General features: G+C 69.3%; 15 protein-coding genes and 1 pseudogene. 12 read left to right on the forward strand and 4 right to left on the reverse strand.

What is annotated here, in order from left to right; all coding sequences use genetic code 11:
* Nucleotides 1-3 precede the first annotated feature (3 nt).
* The 3 genes from L0P92_RS11750 to L0P92_RS11760 all read right to left on the reverse strand — a co-directional run bounded on the left by L0P92_RS11750 (nt 4) and on the right by L0P92_RS11760 (nt 3,349).
* Nucleotides 4-1,410: an FAD-dependent oxidoreductase gene (locus L0P92_RS11750; RefSeq protein ID WP_234762503.1), complete on the reverse strand. Its 1,407-nt coding sequence runs from the start codon at nt 1,408-1,410 to the stop codon at nt 4-6.
* Nucleotides 1,407-2,624: an MAB_1171c family putative transporter gene (locus L0P92_RS11755; RefSeq protein ID WP_372497240.1), complete on the reverse strand. Its 1,218-nt coding sequence runs from the start codon at nt 2,622-2,624 to the stop codon at nt 1,407-1,409. The genes L0P92_RS11750 and L0P92_RS11755 overlap by 4 nt, the downstream gene beginning before the upstream one ends.
* A 71-nt stretch (nt 2,625-2,695) precedes the next feature.
* Nucleotides 2,696-3,349, reverse strand: coding sequence for a toxin-antitoxin system, toxin component family protein (locus L0P92_RS11760; RefSeq protein ID WP_234762504.1), 654 nt, complete (start codon nt 3,347-3,349; stop codon nt 2,696-2,698).
* A 259-nt stretch (nt 3,350-3,608) separates the two neighbouring features.
* Between L0P92_RS11760 and L0P92_RS11765 the strand changes: the two genes are divergently transcribed.
* The 7 genes from L0P92_RS11765 to L0P92_RS11795 all read left to right on the forward strand — a co-directional run bounded on the left by L0P92_RS11765 (nt 3,609) and on the right by L0P92_RS11795 (nt 11,282).
* Complete coding sequence (locus L0P92_RS11765; RefSeq protein ID WP_234762505.1) at nt 3,609-4,958, forward strand: extracellular solute-binding protein; 1,350 nt, start codon at nt 3,609-3,611, stop codon at nt 4,956-4,958.
* A gap of 14 nt (nt 4,959-4,972) precedes the next feature.
* Entirely contained in the window at nt 4,973-5,911 is a 939-nt protein-coding gene (locus tag L0P92_RS11770; protein ID WP_234762546.1) for a carbohydrate ABC transporter permease, read from the forward strand.
* Nucleotides 5,908-6,765 carry a carbohydrate ABC transporter permease gene (locus tag L0P92_RS11775; RefSeq protein ID WP_234762506.1) on the forward strand — a complete coding sequence of 286 codons (858 nt, stop codon included), beginning with the start codon at nt 5,908-5,910 and terminating at the stop codon, nt 6,763-6,765. Before L0P92_RS11770 ends, L0P92_RS11775 begins: the two co-directional genes overlap by 4 nt.
* A 12-nt stretch (nt 6,766-6,777) precedes the next feature.
* The gene (locus L0P92_RS11780) at nt 6,778-7,746 is read left to right on the forward strand and encodes an arabinan endo-1,5-alpha-L-arabinosidase (RefSeq protein ID WP_234762507.1); all 969 of its coding nucleotides are present in this window, start codon (nt 6,778-6,780) and stop codon (nt 7,744-7,746) included.
* An 80-nt stretch (nt 7,747-7,826) separates the two neighbouring features.
* Nucleotides 7,827-9,341 (forward strand): arabinosylfuranosidase ArfA, encoded by a 1,515-nt coding sequence (gene arfA, locus L0P92_RS11785; RefSeq protein ID WP_234762508.1) that lies wholly within the window; start codon nt 7,827-7,829, stop codon nt 9,339-9,341.
* 163 nt (nt 9,342-9,504) lie between these two features.
* A complete protein-coding gene (locus L0P92_RS11790) occupies nt 9,505-10,425 on the forward strand; it encodes a sulfite exporter TauE/SafE family protein (RefSeq protein WP_234762509.1) in 921 nt (306 codons plus the stop codon).
* Between the two features lie 197 nt (nt 10,426-10,622).
* Nucleotides 10,623-11,282 carry a DUF4360 domain-containing protein gene (locus L0P92_RS11795; RefSeq protein WP_234762510.1) on the forward strand — a complete coding sequence of 220 codons (660 nt, stop codon included), beginning with the start codon at nt 10,623-10,625 and terminating at the stop codon, nt 11,280-11,282.
* A 97-nt stretch (nt 11,283-11,379) separates the two neighbouring features.
* On the opposite strand, the pseudogene L0P92_RS11800 reads toward L0P92_RS11795, so the two are convergent.
* Nucleotides 11,380-12,032: pseudogene (locus L0P92_RS11800) on the reverse strand (peptidase associated/transthyretin-like domain-containing protein).
* Nucleotides 12,033-12,411: 379 nt separating this feature from the next.
* Here L0P92_RS11800 and L0P92_RS11805 point away from each other — a divergent pair.
* The 5 genes from L0P92_RS11805 (at nt 12,412) to L0P92_RS11815 (ending at nt 15,735) form a co-directional block, all read left to right on the forward strand.
* Nucleotides 12,412-13,629 carry an RNA-guided endonuclease InsQ/TnpB family protein gene (locus tag L0P92_RS11805; protein ID WP_234762511.1) on the forward strand — a complete coding sequence of 406 codons (1,218 nt, stop codon included), beginning with the start codon at nt 12,412-12,414 and terminating at the stop codon, nt 13,627-13,629.
* Between the two features lie 561 nt (nt 13,630-14,190).
* A complete protein-coding gene (locus tag L0P92_RS45215; RefSeq protein WP_273634026.1) occupies nt 14,191-14,316 on the forward strand; it encodes a hypothetical protein in 126 nt (41 codons plus the stop codon).
* A gap of 83 nt (nt 14,317-14,399) precedes the next feature.
* The gene (locus L0P92_RS45675; protein WP_372497241.1) at nt 14,400-14,618 is read left to right on the forward strand and encodes a helix-turn-helix domain-containing protein; all 219 of its coding nucleotides are present in this window, start codon (nt 14,400-14,402) and stop codon (nt 14,616-14,618) included.
* 426 nt (nt 14,619-15,044) lie between these two features.
* Nucleotides 15,045-15,263, forward strand: coding sequence for a hypothetical protein (locus tag L0P92_RS11810; RefSeq protein WP_234762512.1), 219 nt, complete (start codon nt 15,045-15,047; stop codon nt 15,261-15,263).
* Between the two features lie 133 nt (nt 15,264-15,396).
* Nucleotides 15,397-15,735 carry a trypco2 family protein gene (locus L0P92_RS11815; protein ID WP_234762513.1) on the forward strand — a complete coding sequence of 113 codons (339 nt, stop codon included), beginning with the start codon at nt 15,397-15,399 and terminating at the stop codon, nt 15,733-15,735.
* Nucleotides 15,736-15,737 lie beyond the last annotated feature (2 nt).

Consider the following 15,737-nt stretch of genomic DNA (forward strand, 5'->3'; position numbering starts at 1 on the left):
GCCTCAGACCAACCCCCCAGCCTTCCGTTCCTCCCCCGTCAACGGCGGCCCGTTCAGTGCCGGTTTCAGGGGGCCGATCGCGGCGGCCAGGAGGACGGACGGGGTCAGGAGGACTTCCGCGCCGCGTTCCAGGGACGTCACGTCCGTGACGCGGCGGGCGATGCGGCCGTTGCCGGTGGCGGTGTGCATGAGGCGGGCTACGTAGGCGGCGACGAGGCGTTCGCGCAGGGTGGGGCCGGACTCCGTCGCGCCGGGGTAGAAGACGTCCTGGCCGATGGCCATGTCCCAGGCGGCGGCGACCGGGCGGGTGACCGCCCGTTGGACGCGGCGGGCGAGGCCGGGCGTCGTCGGGGTGTGGCGGCGTGTCAAGTCCCGCAGGATCAGGGCACTTTGGGCGGCCACCGCCAGGCCGTGGCCGTAGACCGGGTTGAACGCGGCGAGGGCGTCGCCGAGGACGACGAGGTTCTCCGGCCAGGCCGGCATCCGCTCGTAGAAGAAGCGGCGGTTGACGGTCGTGCGGGTGCAGGAGACGGGGGAGATCGGCTCGGCGTTCTCGATGAGTTCGCCGATCAGCGGGTGACGCAGCTTCTCCCGGGCGAACGGCGCGAAGTCCTCGGCCGTGGCGGGAGGTTCGCCGCCACGGGTGCCGGAGAGGGTGACGATCCACCGGCCGTCCTCGATCGGCAGCAGGAAGCCCGCCCGGCCGGGCCCGCCGTCGTGCGGGTCGGGCTGCACGTTGACCACGGGGAAGCCGTCCCGGGCGTGCTCGGGGGCGAGGTAGAGACGGCTGGCGTACACCAGGCCGGAGTCGACCTCGCGGCGCTCGGGTGCGGGAAGGCCGAGTGCCGAGAGCCACTTGGGCGCCACGGAGCCGCGGCCGGTGGCGTCGACGACCAGGCAGGCGGACAGGGTGCGCTCGGCGCCGTCATGGGTCCGGATCCGCACGCCCGTCACGGCGGCGGCCGTGCCGAGCAGACCCACGGCCTCCGCCCGCTCGACCAGTTCGATCCGCTCGTCGGCGAGGACCTGCGCGCGGACCGTCGCGTCCAGCAGGTCACGGCCGGCCAGGATCACATGGTGCGACTCGGGCCAGCGGCGGAACCAGCCCCGGGCCGACATGGCGACCACGTCCGTCGTGACGGGCAGCCGCCGTGCTCCGGCTGCCTGGAGCACCTCGGTGATGCCCGGGAGCAGCTCCTCCATGGCCCGTACCCCGCCCGACCACAGCATGTGCGCGTGCCGGGCCTGCGGCAGCCCTTTGCGGGGCTCGGGGCCGTCCGGCAGGGCGTCCCGGTCGACGACGACCACCCGGTCGGCGAAACCGGCGAGCGCGCGGGCCGCGAGCATGCCGGTGTGGGATCCCCCCAGGACGACGGCGGTTCTGACGTCTGGGGCGGGGCGTTCGTTCATGTGGAGGCACTCTCTGCCGGGGCGGTCGCTCGGGCGCGTACCGCCTCGATGTCGTCGGGGTGGCGCAGGGCTCGGGACACGGCCTGGATCTCCCGCAGCAGATACGCGGTGTCGGGGCCGGACGGGGAGGCGCCGGCGTCGGCCTCCGGGGCACGCCGGCGGGTGTCGACGGCGTCCAGCAGCATCACCGCCGCGGCCAGGGCCTCCGCCCGCGCGGGCCCGGAACCGAGGCCGATGGCCGCCTCGTACGCCCGTGCGCGCAGGTCCTCGTCGAGGTGCCGGGACACCTGGAGCAGCGCGTCGCGGATGAACGTCTCCCGGCGGATCAGCCGGAGTTCCGCGGTCCCGCGCAGGGTGAACGGCTCGCGGGCGGCGCTGACCGACCGCATCAGCACGGACAGGGTCCGCAGCTGCCGGTGGCGTCGCCGGATCCGCCAGTGCTCGTGCAGGTACTGGCCCGTGTGCGGGAGGATGAAGCCCACCGCGACCAGGGACGCCGAGACACAGGCCGCCGACGGCGCCAGGTAGGTGCTCAGCCAGTCCAGGTCGTGGCCCGTCCAGCGGGCGACGACGGCGGTGAGCTTGGAGGCGTCGAAGAGCAGGTTCGTCGCGTAGCCGACGCCGAGGAACCTCAGGCCCCAGCGCAGCCAGGCGTCCAGGCCGTCGGTGCGGATCCAGTTCCAGATCAGCCGGGCGGTGATCGTGCAGGCCACGGTGTGCGCGAGCAGGTAGAGCAGGATCTGCTCGCGCATGAAGGGCGTCGTGGCGTAGTACGTGTCCAGGTCCCGCAGTCGTTCCTCGGGGGCGTCGGCGAGGGCGAAGAGCACCCACAGGGCGACGACCACACCCGCGTACACGGAGACGACCCAGCGTGTCGCGCGGCGCGTCGCGGCCGAGCGGTTGGTCAGGCCGTTGCGCCAGGCGATGATCAGCAGCAGCCAGGACGCGCACAGCGCGGTGATGAGCGAGTACACCCAGGGCGCCGAGATGTTCGGCACGCCGGTGACGCGGTTGGTCCAGGCGATCGTGCTCGGGGCGGCGAAGACGAACACGGCGCAGGCGAACAGCAGCAGCCCGCCGACGGCACGCAGCAGCGGGTCCCGCCACATCCTGACGATGCTGGGCAGCTTGATCGCAAGGGCGGCGGTGAGGGCGACGGTCGGGATCCAGAAGGAGATCTGGACGTCGTCCAAGAGCCCCTCCGAGGCTGCCACCAGCCCCGACACCGACTCCGGCTCAGACACCAGCCCCGACGCCAGTCCCGACACCGGCCCGGCAGCCCAGGTCACCGCTCCACTCTCCTGCCCCTGCCTCTGTCCACGGCACCGCTCCCACTCCCGCGATACCCCATCGACCGCTGCACCGGCCCGAGCGGCGCGTGCGCCCCCCGCCCCGACAGCAGCGGCCGGAACGCGGCCGCCAGCCGGTGCCCGAAGTCGTCGGCCTCGGACTCGTCCCGCTCCCGGGAACCGTTGCGCGCGGCCACCGTGAGGGCGACGTCCTTCCAGCCGGGCGTACCGGCGAAGGCGTGCGCGGCGGCCGTACCGTCGGTGTGGTGGTGGCCGTGCCCGGCATGCAGATGCCACAACTCGTGGCCGAGGATGACCAGTTGCTGCATCGCCTCGGCCCGCTCCTCGACGATGACCAGGTCGAAGTCCTGGAACTCCACCCACAGTCCGGTCACTTCGATCTCGTCCGGGAACCGCTCGAACCGCAGCTCGACGGGCCGCCCGCCGCGCCGCGCGCTCATCTCCGCGCACAGCGCGTGGCACAACTCGCGGACATCGGCCGGGGGGTGGGGTCTGGCACGCAGGGCGGCGCTCAGATCGGAGGCCAGGTCGCGCATCGCGGAAGCGGAGCGTGAGCGCCGCAGCCGCAGACGCAGCCGGAGCACCGAAGCGACCCGGGCCGCCCTCTCGCGCGCGCCCGCGATGTCCATCGCACCCCCTGTTTCCCCCGCCGCCCGGCGGGCCGTTCGAGCCTACGCGGACCCGCGTGTCCGCGTCATGTGATCCGGCGACCGTAGTTCAACCGGTAACCAAGCGCTCCGCGGGGCGCAGGCCCGCGGACCCGGCCGCCGTGCCCACGGCCCGCTCCGGAATTCGTGCACGGGGCATTGACTGGTAAGCGCTTTCCCCCTACGGTCCCGTTCGAAGTTACGTGCATAATTCGATATCTCGAACAGTTAGGACCAGGGAATGGGACGACCTGGCCTCGATCGCAGGCAACTTCTGGCCGCCGCCGGAGGGCTCGCGGTGGCCGGCAGCTTCGGCTTCGCGGCACTGGGCACCGGCGCCGACGCGCTGGCCTCCAACGCGCGTACCCGGGTGCGGTACTGGAACCTCTTCAGCGGTGGCGACGGCGCCAACATGATCGCGATGCTGGACGCCTTCCGGAAGGCCACCCCCGGCATCGACGTGAAGGACTCCACCCTCCAGTGGGGCAACCCCTTCTACACCAAGCTCGCCATGGCCGCCGCCGGAAACCGCGCACCCGACCTCGGCGTCATGCACATGGGCCGCGTCACCGGCTTCTCACCGGGCCGTCTGCTGGACCCCTGGGACGTCGAGCTGCTCGCCAAGTACGGCGTACGGGAACAGGACTTCAACCCCAGGCTCTGGCGGCGCGGCGTCATCGACGGCAAGCTCTACGCCCTTCCGCTCGACATCCACGTCCAGCTCTGCTTCTACCGCAAGGACGTGCTGAAGAAGGCCGACCTGCTCGGCGACGACGGCCGGATGATCCCGGTCACCTCCACGAACGAGTGGTTCGACGTCCTGAAGGCGGCCAAGGCCGTCCAGAAGAAGGGCCTGCAGACGATCGGCCTGTGGACCAACGACCAGAACTTCCAGTGGTGGTTCTTCGTCGCCTTCTACACCCAGCTCGGCGGGAAGTGGTTCGACGACGCCGACACCGAGGTCCTCTTCGACACCGACAAGGCCACCCAGGTCCTGGAGTTCCTCCGCAGGCACGTCACCGACGGCTACGTCATCCCCGGCGCCCCCACCGGCGAACAGTTCGTCAACGGCGCCCCCTTCACCTGGGAGGGCAACTGGTCGGTGCCGGTCTTCTCCGGCGCGAAGCTCGACTACGGCGCGACCCCGCTGCCGCCCGTCTTCGGTCAGCAGGCCACCCACGCCGAGTCGCACGCCTTCGTCCTGCCCCACCAGTCCGACCGCGGCGGCGCCACCAACGAGGGCGCCCACGAACTCGCCGCCTACGTCGTCAAGCACGCCCTGCAGTGGGCGGCCGGCGGCCACATCCCCGCGTACACCCCGACGCTCGCCACGGACGCGTACAAGAAGCTCACCCCGCAGAACGAGTACGTCAGCGCCATGGACCACCAGGCCACCGAGCCGAAGGTGTGGTTCGCGGGCTCCACCGGCGTCCTCGCCCAGGACCTCGGCCCGGTCGTCGTCTCCTCGACCATGGGCTCCGCCAAGCCGGACAAGGTCGCCCGGACGATGAAGAGCCACCTCACCAAGCTCCTCGCCTCGAAGAACCCGATGGACGGCAGGACCGCCGCGCAGGGAGGTGCGGTCGTATGACGACCAGCGCGCACATGACGACCGGGGCACACACCGCCCTCGCACCGGCACGCGCGAGGACCGCGAGCGCCACCGCGACCGTCCGCCGCAAGCAGGGCTTCCAGCACGGAGGCTGGTTCGTCGCCCCGTTCCTGGCGCTCTTCGCGCTGTTCGTGATCTGGCCGCTGCTGCGCGGCGTCTACCTCAGTTTCACGGACGCCAACATCTCCGGCGACGGCGCGAGCTTCGTCGGCCTCGACAACTACCGCGAGGCCCTGAACGACTCGGCGATGTGGGACGCGCTCGGCCACAGCGCCTACTTCACGCTGCTGGTCGTCCCGTGCATCACCGTCCTCGCCTTCCTGCTCGCGATGCTGGCCCACAACATCGAACGCGGCAAATGGCTGTGGCGGCTGTGCTTCTTCGTGCCGTTCCTGCTGCCCTCCACCGTCGCCGCCAACATGTTCCAGTGGCTGTTCACCCAGGGTATCGGCCTGATCAACGAGACCTTCGGCCTGACCACGCCCTGGCTGACCGACAAGTCGTACGCCATGCTCGCCATCGTCATCGAGACCCTGTGGTGGACGGTCGGCTTCAGCTTCCTGCTCTACCTCGCCGCCCTCCAGGGCATCCCGGACCACCTGTACGAGGCCGCGAAACTGGACGGCGCGAACGCCTGGCACCGCATGGTCCACATCACGCTGCCCATGCTGCGCAACATCACCGGCCTGGTGATCACCCTTCAGATCCTGGCCTCGCTCCAGCTCTTCGACCAGGCCGTCGTGATGATGGACTTCTCACCCGGACCGGAGCTCTCCACCCGCTCCTTCGTCCAGTACACCCTCGAACAGGGCTTCACCAGCTACCGCGTGGGCTACGCCTCCGCGATGTCCATCATCTTCTTCGTGATCATCGCAGTCGTCGCCCTGGCCCGGATGTGGCTGCTGCGCAACCGTGAGGAGGGCGGCCGATGACCACCACCCAGATACGGGTCAGGACCCGCAAGCCCTGGACGCCCGGCCAGATCGTCCTCACGCTGATCGGCGTCGCCGTCTCCGCCGTCTTCGTCGCGCCGATCGCCGCGGCCCTGCTCACCTCGTTCAAGTCCGAGGCGGAGGCGGCCGCGATCCCGCCGCACTGGCTGCCGGAGGTCTGGACGGCGCAGGCCTGGAAGGGGCTGTGGGAGACCGGCAACATCACCAACTGGTTCGTCAACTCCCTGGTGGTGTCGGTCTGTGTCACCTCCGTCGTGCTGGCGGTCAGCGCCCTCGCCGGCTACGGCTTCGCCCGCACCGAGTTCCGCGGCAAGAGCGTTCTCATGGGCATCGTCATGGGAGGCCTGATGATCTCCCCGGCCGTCCTCGGCGTCCCGCTCTTCACCACGGTCCAGCAGATGGGGATGGTCGACACCTACTGGGGCATGATCCTGCCCCAGTGCGCGCCCGCCGCGATGGTCTACATCCTCTACAAGTTCTTCCAGGGCATCCCGCGCGAGCTGGAGGAGGCCGCGTTCATCGACGGCGCCGGCCGCTGGCGCGTCTTCTTCACCATCGTCGTCCCGCTCGCGAGGCCGTCGTTGGCGGCGGTCGGCATCTTCACCTTCATCGCCTCCTGGAACAACTTCCTCTGGCCCTACATGGTGACCAACAACCCCGACCTCATGACCATGCCGAACGGCATCGCGACCGTCATGAACTCCTACGGCATCCAGTGGGCCCAGCTCATGGCCGGCGGCCTCATGGCGGGCCTGCCCCTGATCGTCGTCTTCGTCTTCTTCCAACGACAGATCGTGGCGGGCGTGGCCCACACGGGCCTGGCCGGCCAGTAAAGGGGAGCAGAGTTGAAGAGCCTGAGAATCGCGACGCTTCTCACCGCCGCCCTCATCGCCCTCCTGCCGTCCACGGCCCAGGCGGACACCACCTACCCCGACCCGCTCCCCATCACCGGCCAGCAGATCATCCACGACCCGACGGTCCTGAGGCTGAAGTCCGGCCAGTACGTGGCGTACTCGACCGGCAGCGTGATCGGCGCCCGTCTCTCGAAGGACCTGAGGAACTGGAGCGACGCGGGCAACGCCTTCGCACAGCCCCCGAGCTGGTGGTACGAGTACAACGACACCGGTGACCCGTGGGCGCCGGACATCTCCTACCGCGCCGGCCGCTACTGGCTCTACTACGCCGTCTCCTCCTGGGGCACCAACCACTCCGCGATCGGCGTAGCGACGTCCCGCTCCGGCCTCCCCGGCACCTGGACCGACCACGGCAAGGTCCTCACCTCCGAGACGACCGACACCTGGAACGCCATCGACCCGGCGATCATCCAGGCCGACGGCAGACTGTGGATGTCCTTCGGCTCGTACTGGACGGGCATCCGGATGGTGGAACTGAACCCGCGGACCGGCAAGGCACTCACAGCAGCCCCGGTCCACCACCTGGCCACCCGCCCCGACGCCCCGTACGCGGTAGAGGGTCCATACATCGTGAAGCATGGCCGCTTCTACTACCTCTTCGCGTCCTACGACCAGTGCTGCCAGGGCGTGAACTCGACCTACAAGATCAGGGTCGGCCGCTCGACCTCGGTCACCGGCCCGTACGTCGACAGCAAGGGCAAGCCGATGCTGGAGGGCGGAGGAGACCTGTTGCTGGAGGGCCATGGCCGCTACGTCGGTACGGGCGGCCAGTCCGTGTTCCGGGCCCAGGGCAGAGACTGGCTGGCGTACCACTATTACGACGCACAGGACAAGGGCACCCCCAAGCTGGGCCTGAACCGCCTGAGCTGGTCAGCTTCCGGCTGGCCAAAGGCTTTTTAGGGGCGCGGGGAACTGCGCGACCAGCCCCCACAACCCGCAGCCGCCAACGAAACAAGAACCACCCCTCTGGAAAGGCGACCATGCAAGCAACGGCCCGCGTCACCCTCGACCCCGCCTTCACCATCGGCGAGGTCAACCCCCGAATCTTCGGCAGCTTCGTCGAACACCTCGGCCGCTGCGTCTACACCGGCATCTTCGAACCGAACCACCCCACCGCCGACGAGGACGGCATCCGCACCGACGTCCTGGACCTCGTCCGCGAACTCGGCGTCACCGCCATCCGCTATCCCGGCGGCAACTTCGTCTCGGGCTACAAGTGGGAGGACTCGGTAGGCCCCACAGAAGACCGCCCCCGCCGCCTCGACCTCGCCTGGCGCTCCACCGAGACCAACCGTTTCGGCCTCTCCGAGTACATCGCCTTCCTGAAGAAGGTCGGCCCCCAGGCCGAGCCCATGATGGCCATCAACCTGGGCACCCGCGGAGTCGCCGAGGCCCTCGAACTCCAGGAGTACGCCAACCACCCGGAGGGCACCGCCCTGTCCGACCTCCGGGTCACCCACGGCGACAAGGACCCCTTCGGCATCAAGCTGTGGTGCCTCGGCAACGAGATGGACGGCCCCTGGCAGACCGGTCACAAGACCGCCCAGGAGTACGGCCGGATCGCCGCCGAGACCGCCCGCGCGATGCGCCAGATCGACCCCGGCGTCGAACTCGTCGCGTGCGGCTCCTCCAGCCAGTCCATGCCGACCTTCGCCGCCTGGGAGGCGACGGTCCTGGAGGAGACGTACGACCTCGTCGACCACATCTCCCTGCACGCCTACTACCAGCCCGAGAACGGCGACATCGACTCCTTCCTGGCCTCCGCCGTCGACATGGAGTCCTTCATCGAGAACGTGGTCGCCACCGCCGACCACATCGGCGCGAAGCTGAAGTCGAAGAAGAAGATCAACCTCTCCTTCGACGAGTGGAACGTCTGGTACATCTCGGAGTGGCACGAGATCGAGAACTCCGGCGCGCGGGACTGGGCGGAGGCCCCCCGGCTGCTGGAGGACAACTACAGCGTCACCGACGCCGTCGTCTTCGGCTCGCTCCTCATCGCCCTGCTGCGGCACGCCGACCGCGTCACCGTCGCCTGTCTCGCCCAGCTCGTCAACGTCATCGCGCCGATCATGACCGAGCCGGGCGGCCCGGCGTGGCGGCAGACGACCTTCTTCCCGTTCGCGCAGGCCTCGAAGTACGGCCGCGGCCAGGTCCTGGACGTCCGCGTGGACTCGCCGACGTACGAGACGAAGAAGTACGGCGAGGCCGACCTGCTGCACGCCACCGCCGTACGCGCCGAGGACGGCACCGTCACCGTGTTCGCGGTCAACCGCGGCCGCACCGAGGCGCTGCCCCTGGAGGTCGCCCTGAACGGCCTCGACCTGACGCGGGTCGTCGAGCACAGCGCCCTCGCGGACGCCGACCCCGACGCCCGCAACACCCTCGACGACCCCGAGCGGGTCGCCCCGCACCCGGTCGAGGGCACGGAACTGAAGGACGGCCGCCTCACCGCCGTGCTGGAGCCGCTGTCCTGGAACGTGATCCGGCTGGGCTGAGACCGACGGTGAGACCGAAGGTGAGACTGACGGAGGTCCACACCTTGGACCTCCGTCCCACACTTCGGACGCTCACAGCTCGCCCCCAGCCTGATGCCCTAGGGTCCGGTCCCGTCATCCCTATCAACCCGGTAGGAAACCTCGGAAAGACGGGACCGGCCGCATGCGCACGCTGATACTGCTCGCCCTCGCGGGGCTGGGGGCCCAACTCGTGGACGGCAGCCTCGGCATGGCCTACGGGGTGACCTCGACCACGCTGCTGCTCGCCCTGGGTACGAATCCGGCCGCCGCCTCCGCGACCGTCCACCTCGCCGAGATCGGTACGACGCTGATGTCCGGCGCCTCCCACTGGCGCTTCGGGAACGTCGACTGGAAGGTCGTCGGGAAGATCGGTGTGCCCGGCGCGGTCGGCGCCTTCCTCGGCGCGACCGTCCTGTCGAAGCTGTCCACCGAGGTGGCCGCGCCGCTGATGTCCCTGATCCTGCTGGGCCTCGGTGTGTACGTCATGTCCCGCTTCACCTTCCGCGGCCTGCCCAAGGACCGCGTGGGCCTGCCCCTGCGCCGCCGTTTCCTCACCCCGCTCGGCCTGGTCGCCGGCTTCCTCGACGCGACGGGCGGCGGGGGCTGGGGCCCGGTCGGGACGCCGGCCCTGCTGGCCTCCGGCCGGATGGAGCCGCGCAAGGTCATCGGCTCGATCGACACCAGTGAGTTTCTGGTCGCTGTCGCAGCGAGCCTCGGCTTCCTTTTCTCGCTGGGCTCGCAGGGCATCGACTTCGTCTGGGTGGCCGCCTTCCTCGCCGGCGGACTGGTCGCCGCGCCGATCGCCGCCTGGCTGGTGCGCGTCCTGCCGCCCCGCGTCCTGGGCTCCGCGGTGGGCGGCGTCATCCTCGTCACCAACGTCCGCACCCTGCTGAACAGCGACTGGCTCGCGGTCTCCGGGGTGACGGCCGTGGCGGTGTACGTCGCGCTGTACGGCCTGTGGGCCGCCGCCCTGACGTACTCGATCCGCGCCCACCTGACGGAGACGAGGGCGGCGGCAGAGGCCGAGCCCGCCGAGGAGCGGCGGCAGCCGGTCGGCGTCTGACCGAACGGAATCGGCCACTCGGGGGCGTCTCGCTCAACCGCGTTGTGAATGGCTGGAGTTGGCCCTGTCGGCGACTCCTGCAACTCCTACGATGCGTACGCCTCCGACCTTCACAGAAACCCCACTGATTCTTCAAAGATTTAACAAGTGGGCGCGGGCCGGGGGCACAGCCACCCCCCATCCCCAAGGAGCGCTCCATGGCACGTGGACTCCTGCGATTCCTGCTGAGCGGCGGCGCACTCGCCGCTCTGCTCACCGCGGCGCTGCCCGCGCAGGCGACCCCGGCGTTCGAAGACCCGCCGCCGGACAAGATCGTCATCAAGGTCGCCACGGTGAACGGTTCCGGCTGCCCCCAGGGCACCACCGCCGTAGCCGTCTCCGAGGACAACACCGCGTTCACCGTGACGTACAGCGACTACCTCGCCCAGGTCGGCGGCAACTCCGACCCCACGGCGTTCCGTAAGAACTGCCAGCTCAGTCTGGTCGTGCACGTCCCCGGTGGCTTCACCTACGCCATCGCCAGCGCCGACTACCGCGGCTTCGCCGCCCTCCAGCCCGGCGCGAGTGCCATGCAGCGAGCCTCGTACTACTTCCAGGGCTCACCGAGCACCCAGTTCCGCAGCCACCCCTTCAGCGGCCCGCTCAACGACAACTGGCAGGCCACCGACGAGACCGACTGGGCCCAGCTGGTCTGGGCGCCCTGTGGAGTACAGCGCAACTTCAACATCAACACCGAGCTGAGAGTGAACCTCGGCTCGTCCTCGGCGAGCAAGGTCAGCTTCATGACCATGGACTCGACGGACGGCGACATCAGCACGGTGTACCACCTGGCATGGAAGCAGTGCCCGGAGAAGTAGCCGAGTAGCCCCCCCCGCGGTTCCCGTGGACACGTCAGGCCGTGCCCGGTGCTGGAAGCGCCGGGCACGGCCTGACACCTGTCCCGTCGGGGTCGGGTCAGCTCGCCACTCCCAGGGTGAGCGTCCCGCCGTAGCCGGCCGAAGGGGTGCTGCCCAGGGCGGTCAGGGTGAGGAGCCCGGACGCGGCGCCTCCGTCGTCGTAGATGCCGTCCTGGGCGAGGGTGGTGCGCGGGACGGTGTTGGCGGCGTAGGTGGCGAGCGGCGCGACTCTCGCGGTGATCGTCTCGTCGAAGAAGGGCTGGCCGGTGTGGAGTTCCCGGCCGCCGGTGAAGGAGCCGTCGTCGGTGAGCGTGACGTCGGTGTGCACCTTGACGTGGATGTGCACGCAGCGGCCCCGGTACCAGCCGGGGTACACGGTCGTGATGCGTGCGACGCCGTCCGGGCCGGTGAGCACGCCGCCGCGCAGGAACGTGCCGTTGTCGGGCTCGTCGTGGCCGTTGTTGCTTCCTCGCTGATGTCGGCGCGGACGAGTTGTCCGTCGAGGTGGTAGGGGCCTTCGGTCATCTCCTTGGTGAGGGTGCAGACGGCCGTTGCGGCGACCGGGGCCTGGCCGGCCGCCTCGGCTGTGGGGGCTTCGGGTGCGGCGGCGGTGACGGCCAGCGAGGCGGCCGCGGCGCCGGTGGCGATCAGCACGGTACGGCGACCGATCGTGGTGGGGGTCGGCCTCGGTGCCTTCAAAATGTCTGTCATGAGCACGGCACCATAGAAGGGGAGGCTGTTGATGGGCTGCCAGTGGGGCAAAGTGAGCATCCGTCAAATTCCTTGCCGCACAAGTGACTTCACCTTGCTTGCGAGGGGGTTCCGGGTCCACGTCAGGGAGAATCACATTCCGGTGTTGTGGCGAGGAGCGTCGCCGCCTCCGGAGTGGAGGTGTGGAACCCGTGCGACTGCCCAGCGGAGCCGGGAAATGCGAACGCGTGTTCCGATGGTCGCCGGTTGGAGTGATGATCGCGCGATTGGAGTACGGATGTGCGACTGTCGTGCGTACGGTCTCGTTGTGAGACGTCAGCAGGCCGTGGACCTTCGGTCGGAGGGGCGTGGAGGGGGTGAGGATGTGGCGGGAGTGGGGATGGTCGCGGAGGAAGCCGGGTACGCCCGGTGGACGTTCCGCCTGCGTGTGTCGTCCACTGCACTCGCCGCGCTGATGGACGAGTGGGGACGGTGCCGGTGGGTGTGGAACGAGAGCGTGGCCAAGTCGCAGCAGGTCCACGCCCGGAACAAGACACGGCCCGAGGGCGTCGGCAAGGAGACGTGCGGTCCGGCACAGCTCGACAGAATGCTGACCGAGGCCCGTGCCCGTACTCCTTGGCTGCGTGAAGGCAGCTCGGTGCCGCAGCAGCAGATCATCCGTGACTTCGGGAAATCCAGGGCGAAGGCGCAGAAGGACATTCGTGAGCGTCTCCCTCAGCGGCAACGGGCTGGGATGCCGAGGTGGAAGAAGCGGCGCGAGGCCCTGCCGAGCCTCAACTATACGAAGCGCGGGTTCCGTCTGAGGGGCCGCCGCCTGCACCTGGCCGGGGGCATCGTCCTGACGCCCGTGTGGTCGAGGGACCTGCCCGCCGAGCCCACGTCAGTGCGCGTGTACCGGGACGCGGTGGGGCACTGGTATTGCTCGTTCGTGGTCCCTGCCGAGGTGCGACCGCTGCCTGTAACCGGCCGGGTGATCGGTGTCGACTGGGGCGTGAAGGAGACCGCGACCACCACGTCCGACGCCCACGACCTCCCGCATGCACAGCACGGGAGGAAGGTGCAGACCAAGCTGTCGCGGTACGACCGCATGATGGCACGCCGCAAGCCGAAGAAGGGGCAGTCCGGAACGAAGGGCTACCGTGAGGCGAAGAAGTGGCGGGCGAAGACCTATGCAAAGATCGCCCGGCAGCGTCAGGACACCGGCCGAAAATGGGCCAAGCGCGTGGTCCGAGACCACGACGTTGTGGCAGTGGAGGACTTCCGGCCCAAGTTCCTCGCGAGGTCGACGATGGCCCGCAAGGCCGCTGACGCGGCGATCGGCGCAACCAAACGAGCGCTGACCGAGATGGCCCGCAAGCACGGCCGGATCGTGCACCTGGTGCACCCGGCCCACACCACGATGGACTGCGCGCACTGCGGAGCGAGAGCCAAGCACGCACTGCCGCTGTCGGAACGAACGTATACCTGCACCGTGTGCGGAACCGTCTCCCCCAGAGACAAGAACTCCGCCCGCGTGATGCTCGTCCGGGCTGGTTTCAACCCGGCTGATGCTGAAGGCGTAAGCCCTCCGGGAGCGCTGCTCCCGGAGGCTGCCTGAGTCAGGAATCCACCTCATCCATGAGGGGGAGGATTCAATTCACCGACGACGATCGCGGGGGCATCAGGCTGGCGCAGGCTCCCGACCCCATGTGGGAGGCCTGCCCGGCATGCACATGCTCCAGACGAACCCGGGGCCGCAGTCTTCGGCGGCTGGCGGAATACAGTGGGCCACGAACTGCATGCAGTCATACGCCCGTTGTTCCACCGACCCGCCAGTCGGCTACTCGGCCGACCTCCTCACGTCGACCGCCGGCACGAGCGGCCTAGACGCCGGGATTGGTGCCTGCTGTCCATGCCACGAAGCGGCTCCGCGGTACCTGGTCGAACTGTCGCGCGGGAGGCGGCGGGTGCCGCCGTGGGCGAGGTCGCACGCCGACGGTGAAAGGCAGGCTGTCAGGTATCTGGCGCGTACCTTCAGGAGCTACTTCGGCTCAGCTCTGGCCCCTTGGTGGAACGACATCCGCGCCCGTCACGGCCCGGTACCTGGCCAACGGCGACCTGGGCGGACTGCTGAGCACCCTCCATCCCGGCCTCGTCTGGCAGCGACTGGTTCTGGGTGATGGGGCTGGGTGCGGACCGTGACGTCCGGCTCGACGTGCGCGGGCTGCTGGTCCTCCCGCCGTACTCCTGCTGGTGCAAGCCGACGCTGCTGAAAGACCCCGCTCTGCCGTGCGTCGTGGTGTAGCCGATGACACATGAGGCGGTGCTGGCCGGAGGAGTACCCGGGCTGCGTTCTCTGAACGCCCCCTTGGCCGCCCTCGCACCGGTATCCTCGAATCGGTCGCGGACCATGGGGTGGCGGCGACCGAACTCGCCCATGACGCGGGGATCTCACCGGCCACCGTCAGCCATCACGTCAGCATTCTGCGTAAGGCAAGGTTGCTCAGCGCGTGCAGGGCGGGGAAGGCCGTACGGCATTCGGTCACGCCCCTGGGGCTGGCGCTGCTGGGCGGTCATCCGGCTGCGCCGTCAGGACGGTTGGCATGAACCGATCGCGATGGGCGCCAATGGCTGAGCCGCTCATCTACCGCCTGCGATGCCATCAAGGTTCGGTATGCCAGGCGCTGGGCCCGAACCTCCGGCAAACGTCCACACGGGCGCACCAGGAGTTCATGCCGGGCCTGGCCGACGACCACATTCTGCCGCCGCGCGCCGCCTTCTCGCCGAAGTGTCCGTCTTGGAAAGCGGGTAGCAACAGTCGCGTACGCGGTAACGCGGCAGGTCCCGTGAAGAAGTTGACGTATTCGGTGACCCGATGGCCATAGCGGTGAAGCCGGTCGCCGGAACGCGTCGTGCACCGGCTCGGGGAAGCTGGCCGTCTCCTCCTCGGCGTGCTTTGATCCTGCGCACGGCTGGGGGCGTCGTGGCCGCCGCCGCTTTTGCAACATGCTCGCTCGAAGGGAACCGCAGGTTATGAGCTACACCTCTCAGGTTGAAACGGCCGAGATCGCCGACGCTGCCCTGGACAACATCTCCGGTGGCCAGGCGGGCGCCGCCTCCGCTGGCCTCACGGGCGCCCTCTCCGGCGGTCTCTCCGACTCCCTCTCCGCCGTCGCCTGCGTCGACGCCTTCGCCGCGATATCGCCCGAGGGCGTCGCGCTGGGCCTGCACGCGCACGCTGCCGCTCACTGAGGGAACTTGTGCGACGGGCCCTGGAATTCGCCTTTTGATTCCGGGGCCCGTTTTTTCTCAGCCTTTCTGGCAGTGAGAGAGTTTGGATTGAACCGATGGCGGTGGAGGTCAAGGTCTCTCTAGCATGGGACACATGACCGACAATCGGATCGAACTGGCCGACGCCGTACAGGCGGTACGGGACGAACTGATCACCGCTGCGGCCCGTTCGTCCGGGCAGGACGTGACCTTCGAAGTGGGCGACATCGAGCTGGAGTTCAGCGTCGAGCTGCGCAAGGAGGTCAAGGGCGGGGTGAAGGTCAAGGCGTGGGTGGTGGAGGCCGGGGCCGACGGGGGAGGCGGCACCACGCGCACCCATCGGGTCGCGGTCACGCTCAAAGCGGTCGACTCCGCGACCGGACAGCCGTGGAAGGTCCGTAACGAGAACCGGGGGAGTGTGGCTCGGTTCGGTCGGCGTGACGACGAGCGATGATC

This window comes from Streptomyces muensis, from assembly GCF_021474425.1.
GTDB classification, from domain to species: Bacteria; Actinomycetota; Actinomycetes; order Streptomycetales; family Streptomycetaceae; genus Streptomyces; species Streptomyces muensis.